The sequence below is a fragment of the Pseudomonas sp. ICMP22404 genome, assembly GCF_006227205.1.
In the GTDB taxonomy this organism is placed as follows: domain Bacteria; phylum Pseudomonadota; class Gammaproteobacteria; order Pseudomonadales; family Pseudomonadaceae; genus Aquipseudomonas.
Window position 1 is genome coordinate 436,921 of sequence record NZ_VCNG01000004.1, and the last position, 17,535, is coordinate 454,455.

Annotated in this window: 21 protein-coding genes, 1 tRNA gene and 1 pseudogene; 9 read left to right on the forward strand and 14 right to left on the reverse strand. The window is 58.3% G+C overall.

The features are described from left to right. Positions 1 to 28: 28 nt before the first annotated feature. The 5 genes and pseudogenes from FGE05_RS10195 to FGE05_RS10215 form a co-directional block, all read right to left on the reverse strand. Positions 29 to 556 (reverse strand): hypothetical protein, encoded by a 528-nt coding sequence (locus FGE05_RS10195; RefSeq protein WP_139644543.1) that lies wholly within the window; start codon positions 554 to 556, stop codon positions 29 to 31. Between the two features lie 152 nt (positions 557 to 708). Further along, positions 709 to 1,002 (reverse strand): hypothetical protein, encoded by a 294-nt coding sequence (locus tag FGE05_RS10200; RefSeq protein WP_241801784.1) that lies wholly within the window; start codon positions 1,000 to 1,002, stop codon positions 709 to 711. Positions 1,003 to 1,180: 178 nt separating this feature from the next. Further along, entirely contained in the window at positions 1,181 to 1,450 is a 270-nt protein-coding gene (locus tag FGE05_RS10205; RefSeq protein WP_139644547.1) for a YceK/YidQ family lipoprotein, read from the reverse strand. A 118-nt stretch (positions 1,451 to 1,568) separates the two neighbouring features. After that, positions 1,569 to 1,697: pseudogene (locus FGE05_RS30090) on the reverse strand (cysteine hydrolase); the annotation flags it as partial. Positions 1,698 to 1,711: 14 nt separating this feature from the next. After that, entirely contained in the window at positions 1,712 to 2,167 is a 456-nt protein-coding gene (locus FGE05_RS10215; RefSeq protein WP_139644549.1) for a PACE efflux transporter, read from the reverse strand. 105 nt (positions 2,168 to 2,272) lie between these two features. Between FGE05_RS10215 and FGE05_RS10220 the strand changes: the two genes are divergently transcribed. Beyond that, positions 2,273 to 3,157, forward strand: coding sequence for a LysR substrate-binding domain-containing protein (locus tag FGE05_RS10220; protein WP_139644551.1), 885 nt, complete (start codon positions 2,273 to 2,275; stop codon positions 3,155 to 3,157). Positions 3,158 to 3,214: 57 nt separating this feature from the next. On the opposite strand, the gene FGE05_RS10225 is transcribed toward FGE05_RS10220, so the two are convergent. Beyond that, entirely contained in the window at positions 3,215 to 3,712 is a 498-nt protein-coding gene (locus FGE05_RS10225; protein WP_139644553.1) for a DUF4765 family protein, read from the reverse strand. A 302-nt stretch (positions 3,713 to 4,014) separates the two neighbouring features. Here FGE05_RS10225 and FGE05_RS10230 point away from each other — a divergent pair, with 302 nt between their 5' ends. After that, complete coding sequence (locus FGE05_RS10230; RefSeq protein WP_139644555.1) at positions 4,015 to 4,659, forward strand: hypothetical protein; 645 nt, start codon at positions 4,015 to 4,017, stop codon at positions 4,657 to 4,659. Between the two features lie 332 nt (positions 4,660 to 4,991). On the opposite strand, the gene FGE05_RS10235 is transcribed toward FGE05_RS10230, so the two are convergent. Together FGE05_RS10235 and FGE05_RS10240 are read right to left on the reverse strand one after the other, a co-directional pair. Beyond that, positions 4,992 to 5,192 carry a hypothetical protein gene (locus FGE05_RS10235; RefSeq protein ID WP_139644558.1) on the reverse strand — a complete coding sequence of 67 codons (201 nt, stop codon included), beginning with the start codon at positions 5,190 to 5,192 and terminating at the stop codon, positions 4,992 to 4,994. 113 nt (positions 5,193 to 5,305) lie between these two features. Beyond that, on the reverse strand, positions 5,306 to 5,851 hold the full coding sequence (locus FGE05_RS10240) for a DUF4410 domain-containing protein (protein ID WP_053194322.1): 546 nt from the start codon (positions 5,849 to 5,851) through the stop codon (positions 5,306 to 5,308). Between the two features lie 650 nt (positions 5,852 to 6,501). Here FGE05_RS10240 and FGE05_RS10245 point away from each other — a divergent pair. After that, positions 6,502 to 7,272: a hypothetical protein gene (locus FGE05_RS10245; RefSeq protein ID WP_139644560.1), complete on the forward strand. Its 771-nt coding sequence runs from the start codon at positions 6,502 to 6,504 to the stop codon at positions 7,270 to 7,272. A gap of 309 nt (positions 7,273 to 7,581) precedes the next feature. Here the strand turns inward: FGE05_RS10245 and FGE05_RS10255 are convergent, their stop codons facing one another. After that, positions 7,582 to 8,142 carry a TetR/AcrR family transcriptional regulator gene (locus tag FGE05_RS10255; protein WP_139644562.1) on the reverse strand — a complete coding sequence of 187 codons (561 nt, stop codon included), beginning with the start codon at positions 8,140 to 8,142 and terminating at the stop codon, positions 7,582 to 7,584. 96 nt (positions 8,143 to 8,238) lie between these two features. On the opposite strand from FGE05_RS10255, the gene FGE05_RS10260 reads away from it, so the two are divergent. Together FGE05_RS10260 and FGE05_RS10265 are read left to right on the forward strand one after the other, a co-directional pair. Next, positions 8,239 to 8,859 (forward strand): DJ-1/PfpI family protein, encoded by a 621-nt coding sequence (locus tag FGE05_RS10260; protein WP_139644564.1) that lies wholly within the window; start codon positions 8,239 to 8,241, stop codon positions 8,857 to 8,859. A gap of 29 nt (positions 8,860 to 8,888) precedes the next feature. Next, entirely contained in the window at positions 8,889 to 9,416 is a 528-nt protein-coding gene (locus FGE05_RS10265; RefSeq protein ID WP_139644565.1) for a DUF2867 domain-containing protein, read from the forward strand. A gap of 90 nt (positions 9,417 to 9,506) precedes the next feature. Here FGE05_RS10265 and FGE05_RS10270 read toward each other — a convergent pair whose 3' ends face one another. Then, the gene (locus FGE05_RS10270) at positions 9,507 to 9,779 is read right to left on the reverse strand and encodes a hypothetical protein (RefSeq protein ID WP_139644567.1); all 273 of its coding nucleotides are present in this window, start codon (positions 9,777 to 9,779) and stop codon (positions 9,507 to 9,509) included. A 263-nt stretch (positions 9,780 to 10,042) separates the two neighbouring features. Here FGE05_RS10270 and FGE05_RS10275 point away from each other — a divergent pair, with 263 nt between their 5' ends. Together FGE05_RS10275 and FGE05_RS10280 are read left to right on the forward strand one after the other, a co-directional pair. After that, complete coding sequence (locus FGE05_RS10275) at positions 10,043 to 10,330, forward strand: type II toxin-antitoxin system Phd/YefM family antitoxin (protein WP_139644570.1); 288 nt, start codon at positions 10,043 to 10,045, stop codon at positions 10,328 to 10,330. Then, positions 10,320 to 10,607 carry a type II toxin-antitoxin system RelE/ParE family toxin gene (locus FGE05_RS10280; protein ID WP_139644572.1) on the forward strand — a complete coding sequence of 96 codons (288 nt, stop codon included), beginning with the start codon at positions 10,320 to 10,322 and terminating at the stop codon, positions 10,605 to 10,607. The genes FGE05_RS10275 and FGE05_RS10280 overlap by 11 nt, the downstream gene beginning before the upstream one ends. A 176-nt stretch (positions 10,608 to 10,783) precedes the next feature. On the opposite strand, the gene FGE05_RS10285 is transcribed toward FGE05_RS10280, so the two are convergent. Next, positions 10,784 to 10,860, reverse strand: a tRNA-Val gene (locus FGE05_RS10285). Positions 10,861 to 11,044: 184 nt separating this feature from the next. Here FGE05_RS10285 and FGE05_RS10290 point away from each other — a divergent pair. Then, complete coding sequence (locus tag FGE05_RS10290; RefSeq protein WP_139644573.1) at positions 11,045 to 12,328, forward strand: FAD-binding oxidoreductase; 1,284 nt, start codon at positions 11,045 to 11,047, stop codon at positions 12,326 to 12,328. Positions 12,329 to 12,367: 39 nt separating this feature from the next. On the opposite strand, the gene FGE05_RS10295 is transcribed toward FGE05_RS10290, so the two are convergent. Both FGE05_RS10295 and FGE05_RS10300 read right to left on the reverse strand, forming a co-directional pair. After that, positions 12,368 to 13,231 carry a PhzF family phenazine biosynthesis protein gene (locus FGE05_RS10295; protein ID WP_139644576.1) on the reverse strand — a complete coding sequence of 288 codons (864 nt, stop codon included), beginning with the start codon at positions 13,229 to 13,231 and terminating at the stop codon, positions 12,368 to 12,370. A 45-nt stretch (positions 13,232 to 13,276) separates the two neighbouring features. Further along, complete coding sequence (locus FGE05_RS10300; protein ID WP_139644579.1) at positions 13,277 to 13,906, reverse strand: LysE family translocator; 630 nt, start codon at positions 13,904 to 13,906, stop codon at positions 13,277 to 13,279. Between the two features lie 215 nt (positions 13,907 to 14,121). Between FGE05_RS10300 and FGE05_RS10305 the strand changes: the two genes are divergently transcribed. Next, the gene (locus tag FGE05_RS10305; RefSeq protein ID WP_218938872.1) at positions 14,122 to 15,414 is read left to right on the forward strand and encodes a PLP-dependent aminotransferase family protein; all 1,293 of its coding nucleotides are present in this window, start codon (positions 14,122 to 14,124) and stop codon (positions 15,412 to 15,414) included. Between the two features lie 24 nt (positions 15,415 to 15,438). Here FGE05_RS10305 and FGE05_RS10310 read toward each other — a convergent pair whose 3' ends face one another. Then, the gene (locus FGE05_RS10310) at positions 15,439 to 17,487 is read right to left on the reverse strand and encodes a pyridoxamine 5'-phosphate oxidase family protein (protein ID WP_139644584.1); all 2,049 of its coding nucleotides are present in this window, start codon (positions 17,485 to 17,487) and stop codon (positions 15,439 to 15,441) included. Positions 17,488 to 17,535: the final 48 nt, after the last annotated feature.

The following is a 17,535-nucleotide window of genomic DNA, read 5'->3' on the forward strand; positions in this document are numbered from 1 at the left end:
TTTGCCAGGGCCTTGTGCCCGAACTACATCACACCTGCGTAAACGTACCGACGCCGCTACCGGAGAACTCTCCGTCGAAATCAGGTGGAGACTGCTGGGGATTGACCAGCACGGCCTGCAAGCGGGTCCCATCGGAGATGAACACTTTGATCTTGCCAGCGCTTATCAACAGCTGCAGTGTCAATTGCACCCCGATGAGACTCACGGCATCAGGCGCTGTACCCAGCAGGTACAGATTGGAGGTATTCAAATGGGTGCCCGTGCCGGTCGCATGACCTGAAAATCGCACCCGGATGCCTTGTTGAGGAGCATCTGGGCCAATCATGGCGGACAAAGCCGTGATCTGAATCGTTTCGGTGTGGGACCCGTCAATGCTGTCGCCACTTTCGAAGCGGAAGTAGCCACAAATGCCCTGTTGGGATCCGACCCCAGCCAGGGAATGAGGATGAACGTTCTGTTCTTGCAGCCGTTTGACTTCCAGGTCATAAGCCGCTTGAGACTGTTTTTTAAGCGCGTCGACTTGGTCAGGTGCGATGTCCTGAAGAGACAGATTCATAGCTAAAATCCCTTTTGAGATACCTGGAGACAATCCGCCTCTCTCGGTCGGCGCCTTCCAGGCGCGGTTTCTATGATGCTACGCAATGCTCGACTTGAGCCGCTCCTTTAAATCATAAACAGGAAGCGCATACAACTTTTACGCGCCCCCCCTCACAACAACGGACAAGTACCAATGACGCCATAATCCGGGCTGGAAGAGATGATTTCTACAGCCCAGCCCTGGGCAAAGACCAACTCGTTCTGCTCGACGAGGGCGAGGATTTCCGGACAGAGTTTGTCGGCGTCTTCTGACGACCCGTCTATGACGATATTGACCGTACGATGCTCGGCCGAGAACTCGGAAGCCTGGGTCAAGGCATCCAGGCCGTCCAGCATCTTGCAGAGCAACGACGCGTTTTCTTCGGACTCGTCTCCCCCACTGCTGTAGGCAGATTGAGCAGTCATGGCCATCAGCAGAAAAAACGCACCCGCTATAAACCTGTTTCTCACAGCCATGCTTCCTGGATTTTGGTGAAGGAATGCTAATGCACGAACAGAACATCGATAAATTGCAAAGGATCAAGACACCGGGCTCATTATGCGAGAGAACTCGCTCCCGCTGAGCACCCCCAAGGCAATCTGGCTACTTATGGGCAGGTTCGGTATTGAACGCGGTATACGGTAGGAACAATGTGTCGGCAACCAAGCTGAACGGCAGGTCAATGAGCGCCACCGGCAACAACACACGGAGCACGCCAGCATTTTCCTCAGTGGCCCCCTTGATCACCTCGATATCCGTGGAAGATCCGCAATAGGGATGAGCACCACAACGCGGGTGATCATCAAAGGTTTCGGCAAGCGTCGAACATCCGGTCAGGAGCATGACGGTGATCGCGCCCAGAAAAAACTTCATATGGAGCACTCCAAAAATACGGCGGGTGTTGGGCAACAAGCCCAAGTGACCGGAGGAACCGGAAGAGGTACGGATTGAATTATGCGGCCCGTCCACCTCTCCGGTAATACCCGCCACGCTACTGGAAGTCCCACTCCTCTGCCGGAACCAGTTGGCAGAACGGTCCATCCAGCGTCGCATTGTGATGAGCCACAATGTCTTCAGCGCTCATGACAGGTGAGTCCGAGGTGGTATGACCGTCGGCCAGGGGGCCATTCAGGCTCAGGGAGCATTGGCGCTGGACGCCGCATCCTGATCGGGCTGCGCCGACAGCGGTACATCGAACACTCGATCAAACCCCCATTGAAAAACCAGCGAATAGAAAAAGAAAAACACAAACAGCCCCAGGTTGGTGATCAATGCCAGCCAAAGGCTGATACTCAGCCACGCGCCAATCACGGGAGTCAGAATCAGCGTCAATCCGCCCTCGAATCCCAGGGAGTGCAGCAAGCGTCGTCGCCAACTGCGATAGCGATAGTACTGGCGGCGCTCCCACCATTCGAACAGGCCGTTGAACAGCATGTTCCAGGCCAGCGCCACGGCGGAAATCACCAATGACAGCTGGGTCGAATAGACCAAACCCTGACCGTAGGTGAGCGCCAGGGCCGGTGCCACGAACAGCACGCCGCCAGCCTCGTAGAGAATCGCCTGGAGAATCTTGCGGGGGGTGCCTTGCATCGTGGCTCTCTCGGATTGGTGTGAGAAGACCACAGCCTGGCGAGTTGAGCGCCCACGCACAATTGAGCTAAATTGAGCCACGCTCAACCTGAGTCATCCATCCCCATGTTCGCCAAACTGCCCCTCACCGCCTTGCGCGGCTTCGAGTCTGCCGCAAGGCTGGGGAGCTTCAAGGCAGCGGCCCAGGAACTGAGCATCAGCCCGGCGGCGATCTCCCATCAGGTCAAAAGTCTTGAGGGCTTCCTTGGCGTGCAACTGTTCGAGCGCTCCAGCCAGAACGTGCGCCTGAGCGCCGACGGCGAGCGCCTTCACCCGCACATCCACCGGGCCCTGCTCGATATCCAACATGGCCTGCAAATGCTGTCGCCAACGTGTGCTGCACAGTCCCTGGTGGTGAGCACCACGCCGGCGTTCGCCAGCCTGTGGCTGATACCCCGGCTTGGGGATTTTCATCGGTTGCACCCGGATATCGACGTCGGCCTGCACAGCAGCAACGACGTAGTGGACCTCCAGCGTGACGCAAGCATCGACTTGGCGATCCGCGCCTTGTTCATGCCTGAGCCACAGCTGATCGAACAACCTTTGTTGGATGAGTACTTCGGCGTCTATTGCCGCCCCGGCTGGCAACCGCCCGAAGAGAACTCACCTGTCGAGCTGATCGACGTACCGTGGTTGAGCCACTCAAGCGTCGCAGTCGACTGGCCAACCTGGTGCGCCGCGGCAGGCACCCAGAGCTGGCTGGATAACGCGCGCTTGCGACGTTATGACGAGGAACAACATGCGCTGCAGGCCGCCATCGCCGGGCATGGGCTGGTGCTCGCCAGTAACGTGTTGGTTGCTGAAGCGGTTGCGCGGGGGCAACTGGTTGGCTATCGCCCTGAGGTGAATCTGCCGGGGGCACGGTATAGCGTGGTGTGCGTGCCGGGGCGGGAGCGGCAGGCGGCGGTGCGGGTATTTAGGGAGTGGTTGGTGGAGCAGACTATGGGCTGAGCATTGGGTGCTCATGCTTGTTCATCTAAAACGACAGTGTTTTTTATCGAAGGAGCATCAATCAGCGTTAGGGAGTGCTTTTCCTCCTGGCGCAGAGGCAGCAGTGGGATGAGGGATATAAATCGCCGAAACCAGAGGTGCGTTCTTCAAGCATACCCAACCGCTTTCTCCCGCATCTCCAGCGATGAGATAACTCGTATTGATTTCCACCAGGAGCCACCCACCGCGCCGCGCCCATTTTGCGGAGTTAGCCGCAACAGAAGTGAACTCCGGCAACTTCACCTGGGGTATCCCTGGTTGAGAGCCACCCACCTGACTGATCATTTGTTGCACCGTCGGTGCTCCACATGCCGCATTGGCCGGCTCCCCTCCCGCGCTCTTGGTAGTGACCGCAGCCTCGCAACCTGCGGCACTCCCTCCTCGGACCAGCTTCACATTGATGTGTTTGCCAGTCCTTATCGCAGTCGCAATCACATCGGTCTTCGTGACGACGCCATTGAGAGCGCTGACAATTCCGCTTTCATCATTTGGAGCGAGTGTGCTGCTGGAAGCCATGTCTATTCTCCTCGTCCGTGAATGCGCCGGATGAATATCCGAGCAGAAACGCTGAGTATAGATAGATGTGAAGTATTCCCAAGGTGAGCGACGACGGGGACGTGCTACAGCGAATGAGCCCCACCTGATCACGACCTGTGCACTGTTGGACGCGAAGGGATTGGTTGAGACAAAAGCTGCTTGTCCCCAGCGAGCCAATGAGCCACCATCCGTCCCGCCACTCCTGCGCGTATAGGAGTGCACGAAAATCCCGGCCATCGTGTCGGTTTTTTTTTGGTTATCGAGCACATAAGGACATGGTCATGCGGGTCGTCACTTTCGCTATTTTTTTTGCTGCAGCACTTGCCGGTTGCTCTGGAATACCTTCAGTTCCCTACGAAGAGCCTGCTCAATCCGAGAGCTTGGCCCGTGTTCGGGTCATCACCAACTCCAGCGTGTATGGAGACAGCATCATTGGCAGTTGTGCTCCTGCTACCCGTCACAAAATGGCTGAAGCCGGACGTTTCGGGCGGGACGGGACGGCGAGCATCAACTATCCGCAGTACCCTCTGAAGACGGCGAGCATTGGCATGCCGCAACGGGTTATGCCCACTCTTATCGAGTACATCCCTGCCATTCGGATGGCCGAAGGGGCGTACAAAGAGGTCGTGACCGAGTATCGCGTCAGGGCTGATCTACCCTTCCAGATTGCAACCCTGGGCGCGACCATTGGCGGCTATGGCAGCACTTACTCGTCCTGCGGTGGCCAGGCGCTGGTTTACAAGCTGGAACCAGGGAAAGACTATGAAGCTTTGGCAGGCGTGGCTAACAGCCCCAACAAAGATGGCGGGCAAACGCTTATGTGCATCCTCGGGGTTTTCGAACTCGCCTCTTTCCCTGGCACTTCAATTGTCATTCCCAAAAAGCTGACGCCTGCTGCGCCTCCGCAGGTAGCCTGCAAGAACTGACAGGCACAGCCCGCCATCCGGCGGGTTTTGTCTCTATCGGAAATGAGAAAGCCCCGATTTGGATCGGGGCTTTTGCGTTGCGGCGAAAGAGAAAAAGGGACAAATTCATTTCCCATAGGCAGGCAGCCCCACTCAAAACAACGCGTTACGGCCTAATACCAGTCAGTTGAGGATCAAACGGCGCAAAACCTGTGGGAGCAAAGCTTGCTCGCGATTGCGCTAAGTCAGTCAGCAGCAATGTTGACTGGTCTGTCGTTATCGCGAGCAAGCTTTGCTCCCACAGATTTGTGGCTTAACTGACTGGCATTAAGTGTTACGGCCTGCTCTTCTCGTCAATGAAGCACCCTGCGGCTCTCTCCAATTCTGATCCGGTCGAGGGCTCTATTTAAAGCATCCAAGGCGTCGATCAGCGCTTTCGCCTCAGCTTCCCGGCCATCGCCCCAGAGGCGCTCAGCCATTTTGTTCAGTGCCTGAATAGAGCGCTCGATGTCAGCAGCAGTCACTGCTTTGCTTTCCTGATGTTTCTTTGACATTGATCACCCCTTCCTCAGGGTGTGCTTTCTTTCCGTTTTTCCAAAAGCTTCACAGCAAAAGACATGAGATCAACGCCCCAATCCAAACGTCGATACGTTAAGCAAGAATCGTCTTACTTGGCTTTCGCGCTCTTGATGTCACTGATGATTTGCTGAGAAATAGCCTGAACCTGCTTTTGGGTCATGGCCGACATGACGCCCTCCCAAGCAGACGATGTCGTGTCATAGGTCCGTGTGCCAATCAGGTGGCCTGATTTCAAGTCCGAGTAATCTGCGCGGGAGTTGACCCACGCATTGCCTACCATGACACCGGCTCCGTAGCGTGCGCCTGGGGTCAGGTAACGGAAATTGCTCACGTTGATTTTAATGCCCACACCGTCTTTGCCGTCGAGGCTTGTCGGCTGGGCTTCGGCAAGGTGGTAGCCCGCGCGAGTCGCTTCCGCTTGCAGGGCGTCACTCCATTCTTGCTTCAGGCGAGACCAGTCCTCGTTCTGTTCAACCTTGCTGTTTCCCTGGAAGTTGACGACCAAGTTCTGCTTGGCTGATTCCTGGATGACCAGTGTCTCAGTTCCGCCGCTTTTCACAGAAGCAGCGCATCCACTCAACATCACGATGGCAACAGCGCAGGACAGCGCAATCGAGAGCTTGGTTTTGTTCATTGACGTCCATATCCACAGAATTGGTTGAGAGAGGTTAGGTATTCCCGTGGGGCAAATGAGCGCACACGTTGAACGCGCAGAATTTAGCATCATTACTTTGCCACTACGAGCCGGGGGCATTATGAAATAGGGACAGCACCACGATGCTCATCTCCCCCGTGATTCACCGCTGTATTCCCCCGCTCTAATCCAATGATGAGGTTTCCGGCGGAACCCAATAAGCCTCTCTCACCTCATCCAACGCCTGCCAGGGTTGGGTGGCGAATCTCGCATTCAGACAGGTCGGCTCATGCATGAACGTCAGCTCTCTATCGCTCTCGGACTGCTCGGCGCCACAGCTCTTGCATTTCACGATCTGATTGCGCAGCGCCCAACTTTCATGCCATGAAATCAGCTTTTCGAGGGGGGTCACTTTTCCTACATCCCATTACAAAACCTGTACAAAAATATAAATCATGTACAGCTTATTGGCTAGCCAGTCGGGTCGACGCGACTGACCATCGGGCGCCTTATGGGATTTGCCAACAGACGCCAGAAGAAATTGGGCATGGCCAGTCTTGACCTGATAGCGTTGCGGGCAAGGGTCATGGATGGGTGCGGTGAGTGGACAAACCAGGGGTTCCAATGTCAGGGCGAAATAAGGAACGTTAATGCCGTACAACTACACGAACGGCCGCTACCTGGTCTTCAAAGGCAATGGCAGCGATGGCGCCCCCCTGGGCCGGATTCACCAGGACGGAAAAGTTCGAAACCACTTGGGTGAGCTGCTGTACTACATAGACGTAGACGAACGTGCGTTCCTTTCGACCGACTTTATCTTTCACGGGAATATACAAAAATGTCGCGGCACATTTTATGTACTCAGCGACAAAGTTCTTTTCACATTCTCCGAGATGAAGGTTGCGCCACTGGGGAACGAGACCGAGGAGCAGGCCCTTCACAGGGAGTTCAAGAAAAGGGCGCTCAGTTTGGCAGGGCAGATCGTCCAGGCAAAAAATGAGATGGTGCAGGCACGCTTGGATATGGCCTGGTCAGATTTAAACCCTTTTCGCCGCCTCCGTGCCTTCTTCGCGGGCCGGGCCCACAGAGAGCGAGCATCACCAGAGTGGCAGTGCGGTGGAGCAGAAAGAGATCATGAACTCAAATCGAGCGCTGCCCCTTTTTCAGTCGCGACAATGGTCTTGTGGGCTACGGATGCAAGGAAAACGCGGGCAGACCACAATTATGAGACGGTCCGATTACACGTGAACTCAAGCGGTGCCCTGCCCCCAGCTGTCTGGTTTCCGCCGATTGAGGTGGGTCGTATAGCGTCAATTGCAGCAACGCCTCGCCGTAGCTCGCATTGGAAAAGGGCCCTGTCTATCTACACGCCCGGTTTCTGCCCGCACACTTATCGACCGCCTTCACGGACGAGGAAATAGACGGTGATCAGCCATGTTGCAGATTGATCAGGACTTTATGACAAAGCTGGTTTTGGCACTCTCTCTGCTCACATTGGCCGCCTGCACCCCTTACAGATCCCTGGCCTCGACAGATCCAAACTGGATGCGCCTGGGTGGTGATGAGCCTGAGGGTTATCCAAGGACATTTCTTGAGAACCTGAGCGGCCATTGCTCTCTGGTGACCGAGTCATGGTCTGAAGGAAGAATCAATGGTCGTCTCCTATGGACCAAGCACCAGTCTCGGCAGTCTATGGCCTGCCCATAGCGTCTATGCCGGGAGGTATCAGGTCACAACTTAGCCCGCCACGGTGCAAGAGCCCCTTCGAAAAGTGAAAAGGCTCGATGCATGAAACCATTGAAGCGAGCGGCATCACGCCGCAGCCCTGCCTGTTGGCCGCCGATCAGGCATAAATGGGCCATCTGACCCATCACCTCTGCTTCGCCTGGCCTATGGACCAAGCGGCGGCAGGTCCGTATCGCGAAGTCCAGTCGTCTTGTGTCGACACGCTGCTGAAACTCGCCTACCAACGGATCGTGCAGCGACCAGGCTCGGATGGAAACTTCCCGCCCTGGTTGTTTCTCAGCGGCAATACTCAAGTAGCGTTTCAAGGTCTCGCCCGCGCTACGCCCCTGCGCCGCATAAGCGAGCATGCGCTCCGTGTAATCTTCTTCCCAAGCGGCCAGCAAAGTGCGGACAAAGTCTTCGCGATTGCGGAAATGGTGATAGAACGATCCACGGGTCACATTCAATCGGCGCGAAAGACTCTCGGCCGAAACGCCCATGTGCCCTATTTGGTCGAGGGCCTCAAAACCAGCGGCGATCCAATGGTTACGCGTCAGTTTTTTCACCCGTTATTTCGCTCCCTGTTTAGCACCATACAGACTGTGTAGGGTGGGCAACCGATTGATACGTTGCGAGCACCAGCACTTGTCATGGAGCTCGCCTTGAAAAAAATCGTTCTGGTTGCTTTCGACCACTTCACGGATATCGACCTGTTCCTGATGTGGGACATCTTAGGCCGCAACACCGAGGATTGGCACGTCCGAATAGTGGGTTCCAGCCCTGTTGTGCGATCGGCGCACGGCCTGCCTGTTTCGGTGCACGGTCCGCTTTCGGAGGCCAATAGTGCCGACGCGGTATTGTTTGTCAGCGGCAAGGAAGGTATCCCCGCCGCACTTGCCGCTCCAGACTTCCTACCGTCGTTTGAACTTGACGCCAGACGCCAGCGAATCGGCTCCATCTGCGCCGGCGCTTTCATTCTCGAACGACTTGGGTTGCTTAACGGCCAAGCGACTACGCACCCGGATGCACGCTCGGACCTGCAAGCCCTGGGAGTTGAGTGCGTGGACCAGCCTTTTGTATGCCGGGGGAACATTGCAACCGCTGGCGGATGCCTGTCGGCACTCTATCTGGTGGGATGGTTGGTGGAGTCCTGGTTCGATGTCGACAAGCGCCGTGCGACGTTACTCCCTGTTCTGCCAGCCGGGCAGCAAGCGCTCTATGATGCCGTGATTGAGCTCAGTATTCGCCAGGGAGCAGTGGGCGCTTCAACAACATCCAATTAATCCGTGTCAGAACTCAGGAAGGATCCCCGATGCACCGAGAATTTGAGCTCATTACCTCCGTGCCAGTCCCCACCAGGTCCGGCATCGCCCACCTTTACAAGTCGATGAACCTGGCGGACGCCTTCGCGATTCGGCTCCCTGCGGGTGCCTCTGGCAATCCGGATTTACTGGCTCGATTCATCCTTACCCACCAGCCCTCCTGGATCGGCTGGCTCATGAAAGTCCGAGACACTATCGTTGCCTGTTTTGGTCTCAAGACAGCCAAACAGTTGGCAACCCTTGCCAATCGGGTTGGAATCTTCAAGGTCTATAGCACGAACCAGACTGAAATCGTACTGGGAGAGGACGACAAGCACCTCGACTTCCGGATATCGATCCTATGTGTTGAAGAAGCAGAACTGGAAGGCAGTCGCCAGCTGGTTTTTTCAACCGTGGTGCACTGTCACAATCGTCTGGGCCGGGCGTACATCTTGGTGATTGCCCCGTTTCACCGATTGGTTGTAAAGGCCAGCCTTCTTCGTGCGGCGCGGGTCGGTTGGCCTCTGGCGGGCTGCTAAAAAACTCTACTGTAAAGACCGGTGGGCTACGACCGTTATTCAACCGACCCAAGCCTCATGAAATGGGCGACTCACAAGTCGCCCATTCTTCTAACCAGCCGCCTGCGCCCGCAACCGCCTGCCAATCACATCCATCACGTCACACCCATCGCGTAGCGACGTCGTGAGGAGTTTGCAAAAGTCGGCGAGCACTACGGTGTCCGAACTGATATCCGGGCGAAACGCAATATTCTCCAGAACCTGGGTAACGGTGCGAATGCGGTAATCGGCGGTTTCAAAGAGGACATCGAGGGGCGCCTCGGTGTCGATGAGCAGCGTTGCAGGGATAAGGTCGATGCCGGTGATGGGCATGTATCGATTCATGGGTAGTACCTCAATTCAATGGAAAAGGTCTACTTCATTCCATCGAGTCGCCAAACCCGAGTCGCCATTGGGCGACGGAAGGACTATAGGATTCGCTCTGCTGGAGCGGCAAGGTGATGGTTTCCGAGGTTTTTGTAGGATTTTGCCGCTGGGATCTACGCTTCCAGTGCGCTTACCGACTAGAGGCTGGGAATCGCGATCCAGCGCACTTGCCACCCCACCACAAAATGACCAGAATAAAGACCTATATAGGAGTCTGATCTATGCAAAATATTCTGGCCGATGTGGCCGTCAGCGTATCCGAGCTCAAGAAGAATCCCTCCTCCGTCTTAAACGGTGCCAACGGCTTGCCCGTGGCCGTACTGAACCACAACCGAGTTATGGGTTACATGGTCCCGGCCGATGTCTACGAGGCGATGGTGGAGCGCTTGGACGAATTGGAACTCGTACATTTGATCAAGGCACGGATCGACGCCAACGAAACACCTGTTCGCGTATCTCTCGACGATCTCATTGGCGAGGCCGAGGCAGATATCGCCAATGGCCGTTGAGTACGGAGTCGAGTGGGATCCGAAAGCCCTGAAAGAACTGCGAAAGCTCGACGGCACCATCCGCCTTCAGTTCTTGCGAAAGCTCCAAGAACGGCAGGCCGTCCCACGAGTGCCAGGTGATGCACTTCACGGCATGAAGGATTGCTACAAGATCAAATTACGCAGCGCGGGTTACCGGCTTGTATACCGCGTTGAGGATAAAAGAATTGTCATCCTGGTGCTGGCAGTCGGCAAACGGGAACGAAGCAGCGTTTACGATTCGGCCAAGAATCGGTAGGCAGATACAAGAAGCCCGACTCCAGCCACGCCCTAACCGCAACGAGATCAGCGTTCACATTGCCCAGTGTGAACGAACCCGATATTTTTTGAATGTTCTGTAGGAATCCCAGGCAACAAAAAAGGGCCCACCTTTCGGTGAGCCCTTCTAGACCGCCCAGCAGAGCGGATTTTGTTTGGTAGGCGCGATTGGACTCGAACCAACGACCCCCACCATGTCAAGGTGGTGCTCTAACCAACTGAGCTACGTGCCTGCTGTGAGGCGGCATTCTACGGAATTCCGAAGGGGTGTCAACACCTTTTTTTCACCTAACCCTATGAATATGCAAAATATTTAATTTCCCCCACGGGATGGAGATTTTGGGGGTGGCTGGCGGCCGATTTTTATCTCGGGTAGGATCTGTGCACTCGTAAAAAATATAAAACAGAGGTTGCAGAATGGCGAACACACCTTATCCAGCGTCCTATTACGCCGCGTCGGCCAATCCGGTGCCGCCCCGCCCGGCCCTGCAGGATGACATCGAGACTGATGTGTGCGTGATCGGTGCAGGCTATACCGGTCTGTCCTCTGCCCTGTTTTTGCTGGAGAACGGCTTCAAGGTCACGATTCTCGAGGCCGCCAAGGTGGGGTTTGGCGCTTCGGGGCGCAATGGCGGGCAGATCGTCAACAGCTATAGCCGCGACATCGATGTGATCGAGCGCAGTGTCGGCCCGCAGCACGCGCAGTTGCTGGGCAAGATGGCGTTCGAGGGTGGGCGGATCATTCGGGAGCGGGTGGCGAAGTATCAGATTCAGTGCGACTTGAAGGACGGCGGTGTATTCGCCGCCCTCACCGCTAAGCAGATGGGCCATCTGGAGTCGCAGAAGCGTTTGTGGGAGCGCTTCGGCCATACCCAGCTGGAGCTGCTGGATCAGCGGCGTATCCGCGAGATAGTGGCGTGCGATCAATATGTCGGCGGCATGCTGGACATGAGCGGCGGACATATCCATCCGCTCAATCTGGCACTGGGTGAGGCGGCGGCCGTGGAATCCCTGGGTGGGGTGATTTATGAGCAGTCACCCGCGGTGCGCATCGAGCGCGGTGCCAGCCCGGTGGTGCACACGCCACAGGGCAAGGTCAGGGCCAAGTTCATTATCGTGGCCGGCAATGCCTACCTGGGCAATCTGGTGCCGGAGCTGGCGGCCAAGTCCATGCCTTGCGGCACGCAGGTGATCACGACCGCGCCGCTGGGTGACGAGTTGGCCCATAGTCTCTTGCCCCAGGATTATTGCGTCGAGGACTGCAACTACCTGCTCGACTACTACCGGTTGACGGGCGACAAGCGCCTGATCTTCGGCGGTGGTGTGGTGTATGGCGCGAGGGATCCGGCGAACATCGAAGCGATCATCCGGCCGAAGATGCTCAAGGCGTTCCCGCAGCTCAAGGATGTGAAGATCGATTACGCCTGGACCGGAAATTTCCTGCTGACATTGTCGCGTCTTCCGCAGGTCGGACGCCTGGGGGACAACATCTACTATTCCCAGGGCTGCAGCGGCCATGGCGTGACCTATACGCATCTGGCAGGCAAGGTATTGGCCGAGGCGCTGCGTGGCCAGGCCGAGCGTTTCGATGCGTTTGCCGACCTGCCCCACTACCCGTTCCCCGGCGGTCAGCTACTGCGCACGCCCTTCGCGGCGCTGGGCGCGTGGTATTACGGGTTGCGGGACAAGCTGGGGGTGTGAAATCCGCACTCGACGGCCCCATGTGATGGATGGGGCCGCTCAATCAAGGGGCTGACGTTCAAAAAGCCCCTGTAACCGCCCCTCCACCTGAGTGCGCGTTTCGCCGCCAATCCAGACCTGGCCGGTGTCATCGCGCCGCACATGGAGGCGCCCCTTGCGACCGAGACAGGTGCCTTGGGCTGCAACATAGGCCTGCTCAGCCAGGCCAGCCTCGAACAACCACTGCGCCAGCGAGGCATTCAGGCTGCCCGTGACCGGGTCTTCGACGGTGGCGCCCAAATGATTGCTGAAAAAGGCGCGCACTTCGAAAGCCGTGTCACCGCTGGCATGCGGCCCAATCACGCCGATGTCGACGCTACGCGGCCAGTTGGGTGCCGGTTGCAGGGCCAGGACTTGCTCGGCCGACGCCAATCGGATGCCCAGCCATCCAGGGCCATTGTCGACCCAGGCCGCCTCGACGACGTCGCACGGATCTATCCGCAGAAATTGCACCGCCTCGTTCAACTCCTCCCTGGATGGAGTGCCAGAGCGAATCAACGCGGGAGCGGCAAAGCAAAGCCGGCCTCGATCACGACGAATGGCCACGAGCCCCACGCCACACTCCTGGACTATGTGCGCCTCATTCATGGGTTTGTGGCCAGTCGAAAGCCAGGCATGGCAGCTTCCCAATGTCGGGTGCCCGGCGAACGGCAACTCCCGGTCCAGCGAAAAGATCCTGACCCGATAGTCGGCGTCCGGGTGCGTCGGCGATAGCACAAAGGTCGTTTCCGACAGGTTGAACCAGCGGGCCAGACGTTGCATCTCATCCGTTTCCAGCGCATCGGCGCCCATGATCACGGCCAGCGGGTTGCCGGAGAACGACTCGGCGCCGAACACGTCAACGATTTGAATCACAGGGTCCAAAACATTCTCCTTCGTTTTTCCTGGCGACTTCAAAACACCGGAACATCAGTGGGACGACACGAGAAGCTTCAATCCTGCGAGCGCAAACAACGCAGAGAACAGCCCCTGAATCCAGCGCCGCAGCCGGGTGTAGCTGGCGATCATCCCAGCCGTCGAAAACACGATGGCGTAGCCGCCGAAGATGATGATGCCGAGCAAGGCGCATCCGCCGATGATCGCAGGCAAGGTACCGACTGGCGCGTCTTCGCGGAGCCCGAGCGACATGATGGCCATCCAGGACATGATGGCCTTGGGATTGCCGATGTGCATGACCACACCCTGGCGGTACACAGGCAGATAACGCCGAGCCTCCCGCCCGACAACCGCACCGGCGCTCTCGTGTGTCGATGCCATGGCCGCCTTGCCCGCGCGCATCGCCAGGTAGAGCAAATAGACCCCGCCCACCACCTTGATGACGAAAAGCGCCTGTGCACACGCCGCCAACAAGGCGGAGATCCCCGTCGCCGCCAGGAACGCCCAAAAGAGCGAGCCGGTCATGACGCCGGATGCCAGGACCAAGGCGTGGGAGCGCCCGTCACGCATCGCCACGCCCATGATCGCCATATTGCTCGGGCCCGGGCTGGCGGCGGCAAGGATGTAGCTGCCAAAAGCAAGCATGATCGGATGATCGATCATTGGGATGTCCTCAAGAGGCGTTCAAGACGCGCGGCGTTTCCGTCGCTCCGAATAATTGAACCGTTGTCCGCAAGTACCATAATGCGCGTGACACTTCATGACTATTGAAATAGTGTCACGCGACACTATTCATTCACCGGTTACCCACAATGCGCCTTCAATCGCCCTGGACACCCCGCCTTGCGGACATCGAAGCGAACGCATCAGAACGCCTGGTGTGCGCCTTGGCCGACGACATCGTTGAAGGTCGATTGAAAAGTGGCGACCGCCTCCCCGCCCATCGGCAACTCGCCTGGCAACTGGGGATCGGCCTGGGTACGGTGACGAAAGCCTATGCCGCCCTGGAACGGCGGGGCCTGGTACGCAGCGTCAAGGGCCGGGCAACGTTCGTGGCCATCCTGCAGGCACACGGACAGCGACTGATCGATTTCTCGTCCAACGTGCCGCCCGCCATGTTGACGAGCCGCCTCCTGGCGCGGACCCTGACCGGCATCGCTCGCAAGATCGACGCCGACCATCTCAATCTCTATTCACCACCCGCCGGGCACCTGGAACATCGGCGCCTATTGGCCCGTTGGCTTGAAACCCTCGGCATCGTGGTCGAGCCGTCCCACCTGGTGCTGACGGGCAATGCCCGCCAGGCCATTTCCCTGGCTTTCGACCTCGCCTGCGGCCCCCACGGGGGGATCCTGACGGAGCGCCTCACGTATCCCGGCGCGATTGCGCTGGCCCGGCGCAAAGGCTATCGAATGCAAGGGGTCGAGATCGACGCACAAGGCATGTTGCCGGAGGCGCTCGCCCAGGCCCTCGGTCATCTCGCAGCAACCCGCAACAAAGTGGTCTATCTCACCCCCACGCTTCACAACCCCACCACGGCGACGATGGGTGCGGCGCGCCGGCAGGCGATCGTCGAGGTCTGTCGACAGGCGGGCGCCTGGATCATCGAGGATGGTGTCTATGCGCAGGGATCTGCGCCAGAGCCTGCCCTCGCGACGCTGGCGCCCGAGAGGGTGTTGCACGTCAACGGCCTGTCCAAATCCCTCGGCCCCGGATTGAGGATCGGCATGCTCACGCTGCCCGCTGAGTTGCATGGCGCTGCGCAGGAACACCTGCAGGATATTCCCCTGGGCCCGTCGCCGTTGTCCTGCGCCGTGGTGGAAGACTGGTTGTCCAGCGGCGTGGTCGCCTCCATCCAGCAGGACTTGCGGCATGAAGCGCGGCGCAGGAGCGGCCTCGCCGCCGAATTGCTCGGCGAGGCCGAATGCGTCTCGCACCCGGACGCTTATCACATCTGGCTCCCGATGCCCCGTGACGCCGCGGAACGCTTCACCAAGGCGGCAGCCCAGGCGGGCATCAGGGTGACGGCACCAGAATCGCTGATGGTGGATCGCGATGAACCGGTAACCGGCATTCGCCTGTGCCTTGGGGGCCCGTCCTTCGAGGAATTGACCCAGGGGCTGACCCGCCTGTCGAACCTGCTGAAGCACGGGCCGGACACGCCCGCTTGAACCAGGGACAGCCTCTAAACGCCTTCAGACATCCAGCACCAACGTCTCACTCCCCTGCGCCGGCACAGCACAGCAGATCAACACCTCATCCGCCTCCAATCGTTGCGCCGGCGTATTGAGGTAATGCACCTGGCCACTGCTCAGCCGGGTCTTGCAGGTACCGCACGAGCCTCCGCGGCAACTGAACTCCGGATTCAGGCCCCGCGCTTCCGCCAGTTCGAGCAACGTCCCGGTGCCAGGCTCCCAGCGCGCTTCCTTGCCCGAGGTGGCGAACAGGACTTTCACCGGTTCATCGGCCATGGGCACTTGTTCCGCCGCAGGCACGCTGACTTCAATGTCACGGACCAGCGTTGACGGGCCGAAGGTTTCGGCATGAATGCGATCATCGGGAATGCGCAATGTGCGCAGCCCATCGTACAGCGCCTGGGTAAAACTCCCCGGCCCGCAGAGGTAGTAGTCGTAGTCATTCAGCGGGAGCAAGGTCTTGAGCAGTTCGACATCGATGCGGCCGGCCATGTCGTAACTGTCGGCTGAACCGTCGATGGGCGGCTGACTGACCACACGCAGGACCTTGATTTTGTCCCCCGCACGGGCCACCAACTCGTCGACTTCATCACGAAAGGCCAGGTCGGCCACTGAACGGCTGCTTTGTATCAGCCATGTTGGCCGCATGCGATTGATGCGTTTCCCTTGATAGACCACTTCGCGCAACATCGACAGCAGCGGCGTAATACCAACGCCCGCGGCCAGCAATACCAGTGGACGCCGCTCGGAGGCCTGGACCGTGAAATCCCCTTGGGGCGCCCGGACCTCGATCTGGTCCCCGACTTGAACCCGATCATGCAAATGCGAAGACACCGAGCCGTCGCGTTTGACGCTGATGCGCAAGAATTCATCCGACGGAGAACTGGAAACACTGTAGGTGCGGATGGCCGGTGCCTGCTGCCCTTCCAAGAGAACCCGCACGGGCAGGTGCTGCCCCGGTTCAAATCCGGGCAAGCCAGCGCCATCACTGGCCTGTAGATAGAACGAGCGGATGCTGCGGCTTTCATCCGCGATGCGAACAACCTGCATCGAACGCCAGTGACTGCGCAGTGCTTCGGCCTGCAAGCGCTCGGTCGCCTGCTCCCAACTGCCCGTCATCATCGAGTTGGGTGAGGTGCCCTCGGCCGTGTCCGTCCAACGCAACGGGATCGCGGCCTGACGGTAAACAATACGCTGCGGCTTGAAGCGCCACAGCCGCTCGGCGCCCTGGAACGCGGCAATTTCTGGACTGTCCAGCAGCACCTCGGCTGAACCGCTCATTTGCAGCAGGTCACCGCTCTGGAAGTCGATGAACACCAGCCCGGCTCGGGGGTTCAGCAGGATGTTGCCCAGGGTGTTGAAGAACAGATTCCCGGAGAAATCCGGAATGGTCAGCGTCCCGTCTTCTTCCATTCGCACAAAACCGGGTTTGCCGCCGCGATGCGAGGCATCGACCTGGTTCTGGCCGTCGCGTACGACGTAGGTCGCGACATAGAACGAGTCGGCCGCAGTGACCATGCGCCGTACCTGTGGGTCCGCGCTGGTCAACTCAAGCACGGCGCCCGCTGTCTCGTCGACGAAGGCGTACTGGCGCAGATTGATGTAGCGCGGGCAATTGCCGTAGGCCTGGGTCACGGCGATTTCAATACCCTCATCCGACTGATGCAGTACGTTGCCATTCATGCGGTTGCGTCGACGGGTATGCAACTCGATGCCGAGCATGCCGATGGCATCGCCCGGCTTCATGCCGTCCTGGGCAGGGTCATCGGGCTGCGGCGGGAGGCTGATGTGCAGGCGTTCCGGCGTGGGAGAATGCATGAAGCCAGGTTGGCCCGTGCGTATCGTGGCCCATACATCGCCTTGCCGATCCACAGCCCCCAGCACCACGAAGGGTAACTGGGCATAGAACTCGCGATGCTGGTCCGGCATCCACGACCGTGCCAATTGCCGCTGGCCGACACCCACCATCATGTCGACCGCACCGACGGCGCGCTGCAAGGTCAACTCGCCTTCATGCCAGGGCGATTGAGGTATTGATACTTTATCCATTCGGTGTCACCTCGCGCATGCAGCGTCAACTGGCGCCAGCGGCTACAG

Bases quoted from the DNA above. Each gene is read 5' to 3' on its own strand.
- FGE05_RS10230 (WP_139644555.1), top strand. From the start codon at position 4,015: ATGCGGGTCGTCACTTTCGCTATTTTTTTTGCTGCAGCACTTGCCGGT.
- FGE05_RS10300 (WP_139644579.1), bottom strand. From the start codon at position 13,906: ATGATCGATCATCCGATCATGCTTGCTTTTGGCAGCTACATCCTTGCC.
- FGE05_RS10205 (WP_139644547.1), bottom strand. From the start codon at position 1,450: ATGAAGTTTTTTCTGGGCGCGATCACCGTCATGCTCCTGACCGGATGT.
- FGE05_RS10275 (WP_139644570.1), top strand. From the start codon at position 10,043: ATGCAAAATATTCTGGCCGATGTGGCCGTCAGCGTATCCGAGCTCAAG.
- FGE05_RS10245 (WP_139644560.1), top strand. From the start codon at position 6,502: ATGCCGTACAACTACACGAACGGCCGCTACCTGGTCTTCAAAGGCAAT.
- FGE05_RS10310 (WP_139644584.1), bottom strand. From the start codon at position 17,487: ATGGATAAAGTATCAATACCTCAATCGCCCTGGCATGAAGGCGAGTTG.
- FGE05_RS10225 (WP_139644553.1), bottom strand. From the start codon at position 3,712: ATGGCTTCCAGCAGCACACTCGCTCCAAATGATGAAAGCGGAATTGTC.
- FGE05_RS10265 (WP_139644565.1), top strand. From the start codon at position 8,889: ATGCACCGAGAATTTGAGCTCATTACCTCCGTGCCAGTCCCCACCAGG.
- FGE05_RS10215 (WP_139644549.1), bottom strand. From the start codon at position 2,167: ATGCAAGGCACCCCCCGCAAGATTCTCCAGGCGATTCTCTACGAGGCT.
- FGE05_RS10280 (WP_139644572.1), top strand. From the start codon at position 10,320: ATGGCCGTTGAGTACGGAGTCGAGTGGGATCCGAAAGCCCTGAAAGAA.
- FGE05_RS10220 (WP_139644551.1), top strand. From the start codon at position 2,273: ATGTTCGCCAAACTGCCCCTCACCGCCTTGCGCGGCTTCGAGTCTGCC.
- FGE05_RS10235 (WP_139644558.1), bottom strand. From the start codon at position 5,192: ATGTCAAAGAAACATCAGGAAAGCAAAGCAGTGACTGCTGCTGACATC.
- FGE05_RS10270 (WP_139644567.1), bottom strand. From the start codon at position 9,779: ATGAATCGATACATGCCCATCACCGGCATCGACCTTATCCCTGCAACG.
- FGE05_RS10200 (WP_241801784.1), bottom strand. From the start codon at position 1,002: ATGACTGCTCAATCTGCCTACAGCAGTGGGGGAGACGAGTCCGAAGAA.
- FGE05_RS10240 (WP_053194322.1), bottom strand. From the start codon at position 5,851: ATGAACAAAACCAAGCTCTCGATTGCGCTGTCCTGCGCTGTTGCCATC.
- FGE05_RS10195 (WP_139644543.1), bottom strand. From the start codon at position 556: ATGAATCTGTCTCTTCAGGACATCGCACCTGACCAAGTCGACGCGCTT.
- FGE05_RS10290 (WP_139644573.1), top strand. From the start codon at position 11,045: ATGGCGAACACACCTTATCCAGCGTCCTATTACGCCGCGTCGGCCAAT.